Annotated in this window: 13 protein-coding genes; 3 read left to right on the top strand and 10 right to left on the bottom strand. The window is 63.5% G+C overall.

Annotation, left to right across the window (positions count from 1 at the left end; genetic code table 11):
* Complete coding sequence (ubiG, locus tag C0456_RS04435; protein WP_291048770.1) at window positions 1-777, top strand: bifunctional 2-polyprenyl-6-hydroxyphenol methylase/3-demethylubiquinol 3-O-methyltransferase UbiG; 777 nt, start codon at window positions 1-3, stop codon at window positions 775-777.
* Window positions 774-1,385 (top strand): DUF924 family protein, encoded by a 612-nt coding sequence (locus C0456_RS04430; protein WP_291048768.1) that lies wholly within the window; start codon window positions 774-776, stop codon window positions 1,383-1,385. Before ubiG ends, C0456_RS04430 begins: the two co-directional genes overlap by 4 nt.
* Window positions 1,386-1,387: 2 nt before the next feature.
* Here C0456_RS04430 and C0456_RS04425 read toward each other — a convergent pair whose 3' ends face one another.
* The gene (locus C0456_RS04425; protein ID WP_291048765.1) at window positions 1,388-2,794 is read right to left on the bottom strand and encodes an MFS transporter; all 1,407 of its coding nucleotides are present in this window, start codon (window positions 2,792-2,794) and stop codon (window positions 1,388-1,390) included.
* Between the two features lie 121 nt (window positions 2,795-2,915).
* Between C0456_RS04425 and C0456_RS04420 the strand changes: the two genes are divergently transcribed.
* Window positions 2,916-4,409, top strand: a complete 1,494-nt coding sequence (locus tag C0456_RS04420) for a M20 family peptidase (protein WP_291048763.1) — start codon at window positions 2,916-2,918, stop codon at window positions 4,407-4,409.
* A gap of 213 nt (window positions 4,410-4,622) precedes the next feature.
* Here C0456_RS04420 and C0456_RS04415 read toward each other — a convergent pair whose 3' ends face one another.
* The 9 genes from C0456_RS04415 to C0456_RS04375 all read right to left on the bottom strand — a co-directional run bounded on the left by C0456_RS04415 (window position 4,623) and on the right by C0456_RS04375 (window position 12,903).
* The gene (locus C0456_RS04415; protein ID WP_291048761.1) at window positions 4,623-5,018 is read right to left on the bottom strand and encodes a hypothetical protein; all 396 of its coding nucleotides are present in this window, start codon (window positions 5,016-5,018) and stop codon (window positions 4,623-4,625) included.
* Window positions 5,019-5,323: 305 nt separating this feature from the next.
* Window positions 5,324-6,298 carry an NADPH:quinone oxidoreductase family protein gene (locus C0456_RS04410; RefSeq protein ID WP_291048758.1) on the bottom strand — a complete coding sequence of 325 codons (975 nt, stop codon included), beginning with the start codon at window positions 6,296-6,298 and terminating at the stop codon, window positions 5,324-5,326.
* Window positions 6,298-7,335 (bottom strand): alpha/beta hydrolase, encoded by a 1,038-nt coding sequence (locus C0456_RS04405; protein ID WP_291048756.1) that lies wholly within the window; start codon window positions 7,333-7,335, stop codon window positions 6,298-6,300. Before C0456_RS04405 ends, C0456_RS04410 begins: the two co-directional genes overlap by 1 nt.
* An 87-nt stretch (window positions 7,336-7,422) precedes the next feature.
* Window positions 7,423-8,052 (bottom strand): TetR/AcrR family transcriptional regulator, encoded by a 630-nt coding sequence (locus C0456_RS04400; protein ID WP_291048754.1) that lies wholly within the window; start codon window positions 8,050-8,052, stop codon window positions 7,423-7,425.
* Between the two features lie 225 nt (window positions 8,053-8,277).
* On the bottom strand, window positions 8,278-8,910 hold the full coding sequence (locus C0456_RS04395) for a trimeric intracellular cation channel family protein (RefSeq protein WP_291048751.1): 633 nt from the start codon (window positions 8,908-8,910) through the stop codon (window positions 8,278-8,280).
* Window positions 8,911-9,034: 124 nt separating this feature from the next.
* A complete protein-coding gene (locus C0456_RS04390; protein WP_291048749.1) occupies window positions 9,035-9,979 on the bottom strand; it encodes a sensor domain-containing diguanylate cyclase in 945 nt (314 codons plus the stop codon).
* A gap of 175 nt (window positions 9,980-10,154) precedes the next feature.
* Window positions 10,155-10,823: a DUF6498-containing protein gene (locus C0456_RS04385; protein ID WP_291048747.1), complete on the bottom strand. Its 669-nt coding sequence runs from the start codon at window positions 10,821-10,823 to the stop codon at window positions 10,155-10,157.
* 41 nt (window positions 10,824-10,864) lie between these two features.
* Window positions 10,865-11,575 (bottom strand): M23 family metallopeptidase, encoded by a 711-nt coding sequence (locus C0456_RS04380; RefSeq protein ID WP_291048745.1) that lies wholly within the window; start codon window positions 11,573-11,575, stop codon window positions 10,865-10,867.
* Window positions 11,572-12,903, bottom strand: coding sequence for an NAD(P)-binding domain-containing protein (locus tag C0456_RS04375; RefSeq protein ID WP_291048743.1), 1,332 nt, complete (start codon window positions 12,901-12,903; stop codon window positions 11,572-11,574). The genes C0456_RS04380 and C0456_RS04375 overlap by 4 nt, the downstream gene beginning before the upstream one ends.
* Window positions 12,904-12,958: the final 55 nt, after the last annotated feature.

Below are 12,958 nucleotides of genomic sequence, written 5' to 3'. Positions count from 1 at the left end.
ATGGCGAGAACAATTGACGCGTCTGACACCCCGCCGGTGACCCCCAGCATAGACCCTGCGGAAGTGGCGAAGTTTTCCGCCATGGCGGCCGACTGGTGGAACCCCAACGGCAAGTTCAGGCCTCTTCACCGGTTCAACCCGACCCGGCTGAAATTCATCCGCGAGACGGCCGAGCGGCATTTCGGCCGCCCGAAAGGCCAGCTGCGCCCGCTGGATGGCCTGCGCCTGCTCGACATCGGCTGTGGCGGGGGCCTCGTCTCCGAACCGATGACGCGGCTGGGCGCCAAAGTCACCGGGGTCGATGCGTCGGAAGCCAACATCAAGACGGCGCTGACCCATGCCGCCGAACAGGGGCTCAAGATCGACTACCGCGCCGGAACCGCTGAAGGCCTGCTGGCGAGCGGCGAAGCGGCGTTCGATATCGTGCTGAACATGGAAGTGGTCGAGCATGTGGCGGACCCGGCGCAGTTCCTGAAGGATACCGCGCGGCTGGTGCGGCCCGGCGGGCTGATGATCGTGGCAACGCTCAACAAGACCGCCAAGGCGCTCGCCACCGCCGTGATCGGGGCCGAATACATCCTGCGCTGGCTGCCGCCGGGTACGCATGACTGGTCGAAATTCCTGGCGCCCGAAGACGTGGCCGGCCCGCTGGAAAGCGCCGGCATGGAAACAGAGCCCGCCATCGGGGTGAGCTTTCAGCCGCTGAGCGGAGAGTGGAAACTCTCCGGCGATACCAGCGTCAACTATATGGTCGTTGCCCGGAGGCCTGCCGCATGATTGCCCTTCCCTCTCCCGCGACGGTGCATGGCTTCTGGTTTGGCGGATCGGCCGCCTCGCCCGAAGTGCTCAAGACCCACGCGCCGCTCTGGTTCAATGGCGGAGAAGCTTTTGACCGGCTGCTGACCGCGCAGTTCCAGCCGCTGCTGGAAACGCTGTCGGCCGGGCCGCTCGCCCATGGCTGGGCAGCGCGCAGCGGCCGGGACCGCCTCTGCGCCATCATCGTTCTGGACCAGATGAGCCGCAACATCTTCCGGGGCAGCCCGCGCGCCTTTGCGCAGGACATGCTGGCCCTTCATCTGTGCAAGGAAGGCCTGGCCGCCGGCGAGGACCGCGCGCTTTCCGAAACCGAGCGGGTGTTCTTCTATCTGCCGCTGGAACATTCCGAAGCGCTGGCCGATCAGCAGCAATCGGTAGCCCTCTTCACCCGCCTGGCAGACGAGGCGCGCGACCCGTTCCGTGACTTTGCGAAGAACACGCTCGACTATGCGCATCAGCATCTCGACGTGATCGCGGAATTTGGCCGCTTCCCGCATCGCAATGAGGCTGTTGGCCGCGAAAGCACGGACGCGGAAAAGGAATGGCTGGCCGAGGGCGGCGGCTTCTGACCTCAGCTGCCGGCGGCGCCTTCAGGGGCTTGGGCAGAGGCAACTTCCACCCGGCCTTCCAGCTTGCGGGCGGTTTCTTCCTGCACCGCGCGGGTGAGCGGATATTTGCGCGCCAGCTGGCCAGCCAGCAGATAGAGAAGCCCCGGCAGGAAGCCGAACACCAGGACCAGCCCGAAGGTCGCCCCATCCGAATTCTCCTGCCCCGGACGGAAACCGGCAATCCGGCCAACGAGGAAATACCCCACGCCGAAGGCGAGGCTGGAGCCAACCTTGTTGAAGCTGGTCAGCAGGGCGTAGAAATTGCCCGCCCGGTTTTCGCCGGTCTGGGCGGCCTGCCATTCGACCACATCCGCCGTCATGGCGCGCGACAGGAAGATCGGCGCGCTGAAGGGAATGCCCGCAATCAGCGAGGCAATCAGGAAGGTGGTGAAGTTGCCGAAAGGCGCCAGCGGAATGAAGGCGATGAAGGCAATGCCGGAGAAGGTGGTGGCGATGAAGAAGGCGTTGCGCTTCTCGGTCTTCTTCGCCAGCCAGAGCCAGAAGGGCAAAGCCAGGATCGCCATCACGAAGAACAGCATCAGCGTCAGGCTGGTCTGCCAGTCTTCAGCGCCGAAGGCATATTCGGCCACGAAGAGGAAGTTTGCCGCCGTCACCGAGATGGCTGTGGAGACAAGCAGCTCCATGGTTACAAGGCGGCTGAACATCGGGCCGCGCAGGGCTTCGATCAGTGGGCGGATTTCGAACTTCTCGACTGACTTTGACTCGCCCCGCAGGCGCGGGTCGGGCACGAAGAAGCAGGAGAGCGCAGCGGCAATCGGCAGGGTGAGGATCATCATCCAGCCCATCACGGCCACCTGGCCGAACCTGTCTGCCTCCACGCCGAGCGTGGAGAGGATCAGCGGCACGGCGAGCAGCACCAGCATCGAGAAGACCGAGATGATTTCCGGCCAGAGGAAGAGACGCGAGCGGTCGTCATAGTCACTGGCAATCGCCGGCACCCAGGAGGAGCGGGAAGTCTGCAGCAGCGTGAAGCCGACATAGAAGACCAGCATCCATCCGATGAAATAGCCAGGCCCCGCCCCGACCGGCGGCATGTAGACGAAGAAGGTGGAGATGCCGAGGATCGGCACGCACAGGATGATCCAGTGGCGCACCCGGCCAAGCGGCGTGCGGTAGCGGTCGACCATATAGCCCATGACCGGATCGGTCACGATGTCCCAGAACCGCAGGAGCATGAAGAGGAGCCCTGTCAGCTCCAGGCCGAGGCCGACGCCGTTGGGCGCTTCATTGGCATAGAGCGGCGCAAGGTAAACGCCCAGCGGCAGCCCGACGCCGGCGATGGGTATACTGAGGGAGGCGAACGCCAGTACGCGCGGAAACGACAAACGCTTGGAAGGTGATTGGGACATGGCGCGCACAGTGCCTTGGGCGAAGGTGACGGCCAAGTCATTTTTTAAGTCTCCGGTTGCTTGACGTGGCGCCGATGCCACGCAAACTGCAGCGCCAAAAGCAGAGGGAGGACGCGGCGCCATGATCCGCAACATACTGATTGGCCTCGGGGCCATCATCGGCATCCTTGCCGCGGTCGTCCTGTTCCGCACGGCAAGCTATGGCGCCGATCCGGTCGGCGGGCGGGTGGAGCTTCCGCAAGCGCCGGCCATCTCGTCTGACCGCGGCGCACAAAATCTTGCCGCCGCCATCCGCTTCCGCACCATCACGGTGGCCCCCGGCGATCCTCGTCCGGGTCAGGAGGAACCGTGGATCCAGCTGCATCAATGGCTGGAGGAAACCTATCCGGCCGCCCATGCTGCAATGCAAAAGGAACTGGTGCCGGGCACGCTGACCCTGCTCTACACCTGGGAAGGTTCCGACCCCGCGCTGAAGCCCATTCTCCTCATGGCGCACCAGGATGTGGTGCCGGTAAATATCGGCACGGAGGGCGACTGGACGGGCGCGCCTTTCGAGGGCGAGATCATCGACGGCTATATCTATGGGCGCGGAACGATTGACGACAAAGGCTCGCTGGTCGCGCTGATGGAGGCGGCCGAGGCGCTTGCCGGGTCCGGATTCCAGCCGCGCCGCACGGTTTATTTCATGTTCGGCCATGACGAGGAAGTGTCCGGATCGGGCGCAGAGGCGGGCATTGCCCTGCTCAAGGCGCGCGGCATCGAGCCGGAAATGGCGCTGGATGAGGGCTTCATGATCGTGGACCCCTCCCCCCTGACGGGCAAGCCGATGGGCTTTATCGGGATTGCGGAGAAGGGCTATCTGACGCTGGAAATCATCGCCACCGGCGAGGGCGGGCATTCGTCGACGCCGCCGCGCGATTCGGCGGCTGTGCGGCTTGCCCGCGCGGTCGTCGCGCTGGACGACAACCAGATGAAGGCGGATTTCAGCAAACCTCCGGTGTCTGATCTTTTCCGCTCGGCGGCCAATGACATGCCCTTTATGCAGAAGATGGCCTTTGCCAATCTCTGGCTGTTTGAAGGCATGATCGACCAGCAGATGAGCGGCATTCCGGCGGGCAATGCGATGATCCGCACGACCACGGCGCCGACGATGCTGGCGGGCTCTGCCAAGGAGAATGTGCTGGCCCAGCGCGCCAGCGCGATGGTGAACTTCCGTATACATCCCAATAATACCGAAGAGGACATTCTCGAACATGTCCGCACGGTAACTGCCGGGATCGAGGGCATCGAGATCAAGGTTGGCCAGCAGGGCATCCGGGGGGAAGGCGCCTCACCGGTTTCGCCGACGAATAATCTTGCCTATGCGGTTCTCGCCAGCGTGGCGGAGGCAATATCGGGCGGCGCGCCGGCCGCGCCGGGGCTGGTGCTGGGGGCCACCGATGCACGCTATGCCAGCGCCATTACCCCGAATGTCTATCGCTTTGCCCCGGCGATCATGTCTCCCGATGACCTCACCGGTTTTCACGGCACGAATGAACGCCTGGCGGTGGAGAATATGGGCCGGCTGGCCACGGGCTATGCCCAGATCATCTTGGCGATGGACGCCGGGGAATAAGCCAGCGGGTTTGGCCGGAACGCGCGGGGGCGCGGCCGGTGTAGCGTTTTTTACTGAGAGCGGCCCCACCCTAGCCCTCCCCATTTTCATGGGGAGGGGACGTGTTGCGTGGTGGGGCGGGCGTTGAGTTTCAGCGGAGAGCGACTTTTCCCCAGGGCGCGACTTGCCCCCTCCCCACAGATGTGGGGAGGGTTGGGGTGGGGCTGCTCTCGGCTAGGAAGTGTCGGGCGTTGCGCCTGGGGCTCCCCCCTCCGCCCCTGCGGGGCACCTCCCCCGCAGGCGGGGGAGGAGGACAGCGCCTGATAGAGAGATTTCGTCCGTTGGGGGATTTTTGGAGTCTTCCGAGAAAATGCTAGCGAGGTTTGGAGAGATGTGACTTTCCCAGACGGGATCATCCCAGCTCGGTTTGACGGCGGCAGGTTTCTTGTAAGCGCGCCAGTAGTCGCCGACATGGACAATGTGGACGTGGCCCCATTTGCTGACCGAGATCAGGAGCGTTCTGAGTTCCTTGTCCTGACGTTTGAAGATCCAGCGCAGCTGCAGCCAGAGATACGGCCAGAAGACTGGCAGCACATGGGCATAGAGGCGGGCGGCGATCTGGGGCGACATGGGAAGGAGTATAGCTCCGTTCCCGGAGGGGGTGGATGAAATTCCTGGAAATCGCCTGTTTGCTGCAGGTTTGGGGGGAATTTTGTTGGATAGGTTTCGTTTTTGCGGAGAGGGGCCCCACCCTATCCCTCCCCACATTTGTGGGGAGGGGACCTGTTGCGTTTGGGGAGAGGTTAGCTCTCCATGAGCGCTACCTGCCCCCTCCCCGCTGGCGGGGAGGGCTGGGGTGGGGCGGTTATCGGCTTGGCGGCCCGTTGGAGGTTTTTCCAGAAAACTCCAAAAAACTCCAACGGCGCTCCAACGCTTCAGGGCACCAGAACGACCTTGCCGACAACTTCGCGGCTGCGCATCATGTCGAAGGCGCGGCGCCAGTCTGCCAGGGGGACTTCGGCGTGGATGCAGGGTTTTACCCTGCCCTCTTCGGCCCATTTCCAGATGGCGTCGAGATTCTGGCGGCCCTTTTCCGGGAACTGGCGGCCATATTCGCCGGCGCGGACGCCGACCACGGAGAAACCCTTGATGAGTGGAATGTTCACGCTGATTGTGGGGATGCGGCCCGAGGTGAAGCCGATGACGAGCAGGCGGCCATCAAAGGCAATGCAGCGGACGCTTTCATCGAACACATCGCCGCCGACCGGATCGTAGATCACGTCTGCGCCGCGCCCGCCGGTGAGCGCCTTGACCTCTTCGCGGAAGCCGCGCGTGACATTGATGACGTGATCGGCGCCGCGCGCCTTCACGTGTTTCAGCTTTTCGTCCGAGGCCGAGGTGGCGATGACGGTGGCGCCGAGGAGCTTGCCGACTTCGACCGCCGCCATGCCAACCCCGCCGCTGGCGCCGTGGACGAGCAGGGTTTCGCCCGGCTGGAGCGCGCCGCGTATGGCAAGGGAGACATAGGCGGTGAGGTAGGCGGCGCCATAGGCGGAGGCTTCGGCAAAGGTGAGCGCGGCGGGCTTTATGCGCAGGCCGGCGGCGGGCAGGACGATATATTCGGAGAAGGCGCCGATGCGGCTGCCGCCGGCGACGTCATCGCCGGGTTTCAGCTCCGTCACGCCCTCCCCCACCGCATCGACCACGCCGGCCAGTTCCATGCCGAGGGTGAAGGGAAGCTCCGGCTTCAGCTGGTATTTTCCCTCCGTCATCAGAAGGTCTGGAAAGTTGAGGCTGGCGGCCTTGACCGCCACGCGCACTTCGCCGGGTTTCGGCTCCGGCAGGGGCAAATCCTGGAGGCCCGTCCCGGCAAAGTCCGGGGCGAGTTGGCTAACGACAAGAGATTTCATTATTTTTTGGCCGCGTAAAAATCGTGGACCATCCGGGCGATCTCGGCGCAGGCGGCGCGCGAGCCCGGCGAGAGGAAGGTGAAGGCGGTAAAGGCATGGGCGAGGTTGTCGTAGCGCTTGTGTTTCACCTTCACGCCGGCGTCCTGGAGACGCTCTGCATATTCATCGCCCTCATCGACCAGCGGATCATGGCCGGCGGTGATGACGATGGCGGGCGGCAGGCCGGTGAGGTCTGTCTCCTGGCCGGGCGAGACGTTGAGGTCCGTATAGTCGAAGCCTTCGGGCAGGTATTGCTTCATGAACCAGTCCATCGTGTCCTGGCTGAGGGAGAAGGTATTTCCGAAGGCCGTCTTGGAGGGATAGTGTTTTGAAATGTCGATGGCCGGATAGATCAGCAGCTGGAGCGCGGGCAGCGGGCCGCCTTCGCGTTTCATCCGCTGGCTGATGATGGCGGAGAAGTTGCCGCCCATGCTGTCGCCGCCGACCGCCGCCTTGCCCGCCGGCGCGCCGTATTTCTCCGCATTCGCCACGCCCCATTTATAGGCGGCGAAACAATCGTTCAGCCCCGCCGGATAGATATGCGGGGGCGCGAGGCGGTAATCGACCGAGAGGACGGGCGCCTGCGCGCCCTGGGCGAGCATGCCACAGAAAGCGTGGCAGGTGTCGAGATCGCCGATGACGCCGCCGCCCATATGGAAATAGACGATCAGGGGATGGCGCGGATCCTGCGAGGCGGGCGTGTAGAGGCGCACGGGGATCTGGTTGGCATCCGGGCCCGGAATGGTGAACTCCTCGACGCCGACGCCGCCGGGCAGCTTGTCCTGGAAGAGGGCGAGCTGGGCCTTGACCGCCTGCTGGACCATCTCGGCTGGGAGGGTGGACATGGGCGGCGCGTTGCGCCCGTTCCAGGCGACGAGCTGGAGCTGGGGCTCCAGCGTGCGGCCTTCGATGATCATCGGCTTGCCGCCGGCCATGTTGACGATCATGCCGCCGGGCAGGCTGGCGATCGCCTTGGCAATCGTGCGCTGAAGGCTCATGGAATTCCCTCCCTCTCATGTCTCTCTGGAGGGAGAAGGTGACGGCATTTTCGCGCGCCGCCAAGGGGTTCCCCGGCGGCGGGAGACTTATCTCTGCGAAGCGAGCGCCTTCATGCCCGAGAGCAGCAGCGTGCAGGCAAAATGCGTGGCGCCTTCGACATCCACCGGGCGGCGCTTGAGCATGTAATCGCCCATCTCGCGGGCGATGCCGATGGCGGCGGCGGTGAGGTATTCGGTATCGACCGTTGGGTTTATGCCTTGTTTTTCCTGGATATGTTCAAGGTCAGCCCGGATTTCCTGGGCGACGGCCTGCATCTCGGGCGTATCCACGCGCACGCCGATCAGGGCGATATGCGGGGCGCCATTGTCGATGGCCTCTTCATTTTCCCGCGCGATGAAGCCGAAATAGGCGCGGTAGGCGTGTTCCATATAGTCTTCGAGGCTTTCGGCGCGGGCGCGGACATCGGCCAGCCGGTCGCGGAAACGCTGGGTGGAATCTTCGGCGATGGCCTGGAAGACTTCCTCTTTCGACTTGAAATAATTGTAGAAAGTGCCCGAGGCGAGCTGGGTTTCGCGGATGATGTCGCGCACGGTGGTGGCCTCGAACCCGATGCGGGCGAAGACCTGGCGGCCGGCCTGCAGAATGGCGCGGCGGTTGGCAGCCTTGGTGCTGGCGCGCTTGCCGGAGAGGGGGGCGGGCAGTGTGGTATCGGCCATGGATGAGTTTCCCGAATGACGTGGGCTGACACTGCACCGGGCGTCATCTCGCGTCAACTTTGCGATCTCGTAGAGCAGCCATGCGTCCGGCATTGGTCAATCTCCGCCCTGCCCCTGCCCTTTCCCGGACAGGGCCGGACAATTTGTGGACACTTCCGGACAAATCTGGACAGCCTGCGCCCGGCCGGGGCAAGCCCGGTCCAATACCTAGCCGCTGCTGGCCTGCTACTGGATCTCCTCGGGCGGGCGGCCGGGGCGGCTCTTGTATCCGGGGATCGACCAGCCGAATTTCATCGCCCCGCCCCGGATGGCGAAGGAAACGAGGGCGGCGGGGATGGCGGCGGCCATGAGGGGGAGGCCGGCCAGGTGCAGCCCGGTATAGGTGGCCGCGCCGGCCAGCGCCGCAGTGATGTAGATCTCCGGGCGCAGGAGGATGCAGGGCTCGCCGGCAAGCTGGTCGCGCAGGATGCCGCCGAAGCTGGCGGTGATGACGCCCATGACGACCGCGATGACCGGCGAGCCGGTCGCCTCCAGCGCTTTCCACGCGCCGAACACGCAATAGGCACCAAGGCCCACCGCATCGAGCCAGAGGAGAAGCTTGTAGCGGGATTCAAACAGGTGGGCGGTGAAATAGACGAGCACGGCGGTGACGAGGCAGATCATCAGATAGTCGTGATTGACCACCCAGAAGACGGGCACATCAAGGATCAGATCACGCACCGTGCCGCCGCCAACGCCGGTGAAGGCGGCGAAGAACAGGAAGCCGATGATGTCGAGCTGCTTGCGCGAGGCGGCCAGCGCGCCGGTGGCGGCGAAGACGGCGATGCCCGCATAGTCGAGGATCAGGATGGGGTTCATGGCGCGCTCCCTGTGTCAGAGGGAGAGGGATGGGGGAGAGCGAGGGGGGCGTCAATTGGGGAGGCAGGCGGAACCGGAAGAGGGCCTGCCTTACCCCCTCGTGGCTCCGACAGCCGAGCGGCCCTCAGGAAAGGTCGGAGACCACCCTGTTACGTCCCGATCCCTTGGCGGCGTACAAGGCACGGTCTGCCCGGTTGATCACTTCGTCGAGCGTTTCTCCGGGCCCATGCCAGCTTGCTGCACCGATGCTGACCGTCTGGCTCACCCGGTTGCCGGATTCGTCCCGGAACGGATGGTTTCTGACGCTGGAGATCAACCGCCGTGCAATGGCTGCCGCGCTGCGCCGGCCGGTTTGCGGCAGGAGTGCAATAAATTCCTCACCACCCCAGCGCGCAAAGATATCCTCAGCCCGCAAGCCATTCTGGCAGATCTCCGCAAAATTCTTGAGCACGATATCACCGACGACATGGCCGTGCGTGTCGTTCAGCCGTTTGAAATGATCAAGATCCATCATCAGGATGGTGTAATATTCGTTGGCCTCGCTGCAGGCTTCCTGCACGGAGGCGGCGCGTTCAAAGAAGGCCCGCCGGTTCAGCGCCCGCGTGAGCGGATCAACATAGGCAAGCTGGACGAGCTTTTCCTTCATCTGCACATGATGCGAGATTTCACGGATATGCGCGATCATCACCGGGCGCCCGCCCGCAGAGACCCGTTGGATGGAAATGGCGACCGGGATCACTGACCCGTCAGCACGCAGACCTTTCAACTCTCCCGAGCGATTGCCCATATAGCGCGCTGTGCCCTCGCTCTCGGCAAAGGCCCGGACATGCCGGTCATGGCCAATGCGCGCTTCCATTGGCAAGAGATCGGAGAGTGGCCGGCCAAGAATGGCCGATTGCGGATACTGGAACATGACTTCCGCCGCCTGATTGAACAGAACAATCCGTTGGTCGGCTTCAACGCCGATAATCGCATCGGCGGAGGCCGCAACGACTTCGCGAAACAGTTCGCAGGAGCCTTCCGCCAGCAGATTCGTCAACAATGCCGGCATTTCTAGCATAGCGGTCATCAGATTCCATTTCCCCCAACTTCGTCCCCAAGGCCGGGAGACTTTCGCATCCGAAAGCTCAGCCTTTTCCAGCCGTCCAGTATGCATGGATGTGCTGAAATTCAATTAATTCAATGGTTAACAAATTTTTGGTTCTGCATTGTTTGCTACAGAATACAGACTCAGCAACCTTTTCCTATTCCGCCCGCTGAGCATCGCGTTTCATCCGGCGGCGGAGGGAGAGGAAGATGCCGAAAGCGACGCGGATGAGGATCAGGAGGAAGACGCCCATCAGGGGTTCGTCTGTGCCGAAGGCGAACATGGCGCCGAGGATGATGGCGACGTGCAGGGTGACGATGCGGCCATAGGGGGCGGTCATTTCCTCGTCCACCCGCACGCGGGCGATGTCTCCCCGGCCGATGAAGTCTATAAGGTAGGCGGCAAGATTGGCCGCGATGATGGCGCCGAGGAACCAGAGCATGTGCGGCCCGGTGCCGAGGGCCCAGCGCAGGAGGCCTTCCGGGCTGGGCAGGCCGATTTCCTGGTTGGCAAAGGTGGCGATGAAGATGCCATGGCCCCAGCAGAACGCCCCGTAATGCACGCAGAAGAAGGGCGCGAGGAAGAAGACGCCGAGCACGTTGAGCGCGCCCTGGCGGATCTGGACGAGGCCCGCGCCGACCATGCGCAGCACGGTGAAGACACCGATGACAAGATTTTCCAGCCAGTAGAGCGCAACCAGCGGCGTGGCGCCCCAGCCGAACTGCAGGATCGCCCAGAGGGGCAAGAGGTCTACCGCGAGATTGAGCCAGGACAGCGGATCGGCATAGGCGCGCGCGATCAGCGATGGCGAGATTTTCGGTTTCATGGACGCGCCCCCTGCCCGGTCAGGCTCAAGGGTCTGGCAGATCAGTATCCGGCCTGCAACGCCCCTTCATAGGGGGGGAAGGAGAAGGGATCATGGCTGGTGAGGCCGTAGGCGCCTCTGGGATTGTCGATATTGCCGGTGAGGATTTCGTAATGCAGGTGGGCGGCCTGGGCATTGCCGGTGGCGCCCATCTGGCCGACGGGCTGGCCAAAGCCGATGGAGACGCCGGGCGTGATGCCGGGGGCGAAGTAATCCAGGTGAGCGTAGCGGGTGTAGACGCCGTGGCCATGATCGAGCACGACATTCAGGCCGTAGCCGGAGGAATTCTTCGCCTCGATCACCCGGCCGGGTGCGCCGGAATAGACGATGCCGGGCGGGCGGCTGGTAAGGTCTATCCCCGCATGCAGGCGCCCGTCGCGCTGGCCATAGCCCGAGGCGAGGCAGACATCATTGACCGGCGAGGTGGCGAGGATGACGCCGTAGACGACGATGATCGGCTTGAAATCGATCAGCCAGCGGTCCCCATCCATGGCCGGGGCATTGGAGACGCGCATGCCGGGGCAAGTGCGCAGATAGGCGTTTGGCTGGAACGGGCCCTGGGGCGGATTGCGCAGGTCTCCCGGTGGGCCGAAATCCACCGGGGGCATGCGCAGGATGGCCTGAGAGGGGCGGTGGTCTATGGGCGCGGGCGAGGAGGCGCAGGCCGAAACCATCAGCGCCGCCAGCACCAGACCAACCGCCCCTGCCCTCATGCGCGGACCTGTGCCCGCTTTGCCCCGCGCTCGATCTCTTTCAGCAGGTCGCGGACATAGAGATTGAAATCCACCTGCATCCGGTGGCGCGGGCTGTCATAGAAATGGCCGAGATGGGCCTGTTCATCGGCAATCGTCACGCGGTCCATCTCCTCATGCGAAGGGAAAGCGTAGCGCCCTTGCAGCGCGGCGGCCACCAGCTTTGACTGTTGTTCTGCAAAGTTAACCAAAGTGGGCAGCGGCTGGGCAAGGCCGAGGAAGAACAGCGTCTCGCGGCCGGGCTTCACCATCCGCTTGTAGAGGGAGAAGACGTTGTCCTTCGGTGTCAGCTCATCCTGCTTGAAGAAGGGGAAGGTCGTGTTGTAGCCGGTCGCCCAGACGATGGCGTCAACCTCTTCGGTGGTGCCGTCGGTGAAGTGGACGGTGTTGCCATCGAAGCGGACGATGCCGGGCTTGGGCGTGATGTCGCCGCAGCCGACGCGGGTGAGGAATTCTCCGGAGACGGAGGGGTGGCCTTCCAGCGGCTCATGGTCGGGCTTGGGCAGGCCATAGTCTTCCATGTTTCCGATGGTTTTCTTGATCTTCTTCTTGGCGAGCGAGCGGCCAAGGGACGGCGGCATCCAGGCGGGCAGCACGGCTTTGTCAGCGGGCTTGCCGTCCATGTATTTGGGCATCACCCAGACGCCCCGGCGCATGGAGATGAACAGTTTCTGCGCAATCGGGCGCTGGGAAAGCTCAGACGAAATGTCCATCGCGGAGTTGCCGGCGCCGACGATCATGATGCGCTTGCCGCGGAAGTCGTAGGGCTCGAACGGGTCGCGGTAGTAATGAGAGTGGATCTGGTAGCCGGTGAAATTGCCGGGATAGGTCGGCGTGCGCGCGTCCCAATGGTGGCCATTGGCGACACAGACGGCGTCATAGTCGCGGGTTTCGCCGGTTGAGAGGGTGACGCGGTAACGGCCATTGGGGAGGTCTGCGACATCGGTGACGGAGGTGTTGAAGGTGATCGTCTCGCGCAGGCCGAAATGGTCCACATAGTCGTGGAAATATTGCAGCAGCTGGGCGTGGTGGGGGAAATCGGGCCAGTCGGCGGGCACCGGGAAATCCTCGAAGGCGAGGCGCCATTTGGACGTGTCGATGTGCAGGGACTGGTAGCAGGAGGAGACCCCGTTGGGGTTATTATAATACCAGTTGCCGCCGATATTGTCCGACTTCTCAAAGCAATCATAAGGCAGGCCGGCATCCTTCAGGCGCTTGGCCATGGTGAAACCGGAACATCCGGCGCCGATAATACAGGTTTTGGGCTTTGCCGCTGCGTCAAATGCCATTTGGGGCGTCTCCTCTTCCGCCGGGGCGGGTCACGTTTGCCGTTTCTTTGGAATT

It is taken from the genome of Hyphomonas sp. (assembly GCF_013823385.1).
Classification (GTDB): domain Bacteria; phylum Pseudomonadota; class Alphaproteobacteria; order Caulobacterales; family Hyphomonadaceae; genus Hyphomonas.
Note: the sequence above shows the minus strand (reverse complement) of the source record. Positions and strands in the feature narration are given on the sequence as shown.

What these genes read in the sequence shown, in the direction of transcription:
- ubiG (WP_291048770.1), top strand. Translation starts at nt 1, where the DNA reads ATGGCGAGAACAATTGACGCGTCTGACACCCCGCCGGTGACCCCCAGC.
- C0456_RS04430 (WP_291048768.1), top strand. Translation starts at nt 774, where the DNA reads ATGATTGCCCTTCCCTCTCCCGCGACGGTGCATGGCTTCTGGTTTGGC.
- C0456_RS04425 (WP_291048765.1), bottom strand. Translation starts at nt 2,794, where the DNA reads ATGTCCCAATCACCTTCCAAGCGTTTGTCGTTTCCGCGCGTACTGGCG.
- C0456_RS04420 (WP_291048763.1), top strand. Translation starts at nt 2,916, where the DNA reads ATGATCCGCAACATACTGATTGGCCTCGGGGCCATCATCGGCATCCTT.
- C0456_RS04415 (WP_291048761.1), bottom strand. Translation starts at nt 5,018, where the DNA reads ATGTCGCCCCAGATCGCCGCCCGCCTCTATGCCCATGTGCTGCCAGTC.
- C0456_RS04410 (WP_291048758.1), bottom strand. Translation starts at nt 6,298, where the DNA reads ATGAAATCTCTTGTCGTTAGCCAACTCGCCCCGGACTTTGCCGGGACG.
- C0456_RS04405 (WP_291048756.1), bottom strand. Translation starts at nt 7,335, where the DNA reads ATGAGCCTTCAGCGCACGATTGCCAAGGCGATCGCCAGCCTGCCCGGC.
- C0456_RS04400 (WP_291048754.1), bottom strand. Translation starts at nt 8,052, where the DNA reads ATGGCCGATACCACACTGCCCGCCCCCCTCTCCGGCAAGCGCGCCAGC.
- C0456_RS04395 (WP_291048751.1), bottom strand. Translation starts at nt 8,910, where the DNA reads ATGAACCCCATCCTGATCCTCGACTATGCGGGCATCGCCGTCTTCGCC.
- C0456_RS04390 (WP_291048749.1), bottom strand. Translation starts at nt 9,979, where the DNA reads ATGACCGCTATGCTAGAAATGCCGGCATTGTTGACGAATCTGCTGGCG.
- C0456_RS04385 (WP_291048747.1), bottom strand. Translation starts at nt 10,823, where the DNA reads ATGAAACCGAAAATCTCGCCATCGCTGATCGCGCGCGCCTATGCCGAT.
- C0456_RS04380 (WP_291048745.1), bottom strand. Translation starts at nt 11,575, where the DNA reads ATGAGGGCAGGGGCGGTTGGTCTGGTGCTGGCGGCGCTGATGGTTTCG.
- C0456_RS04375 (WP_291048743.1), bottom strand. Translation starts at nt 12,903, where the DNA reads ATGGCATTTGACGCAGCGGCAAAGCCCAAAACCTGTATTATCGGCGCC.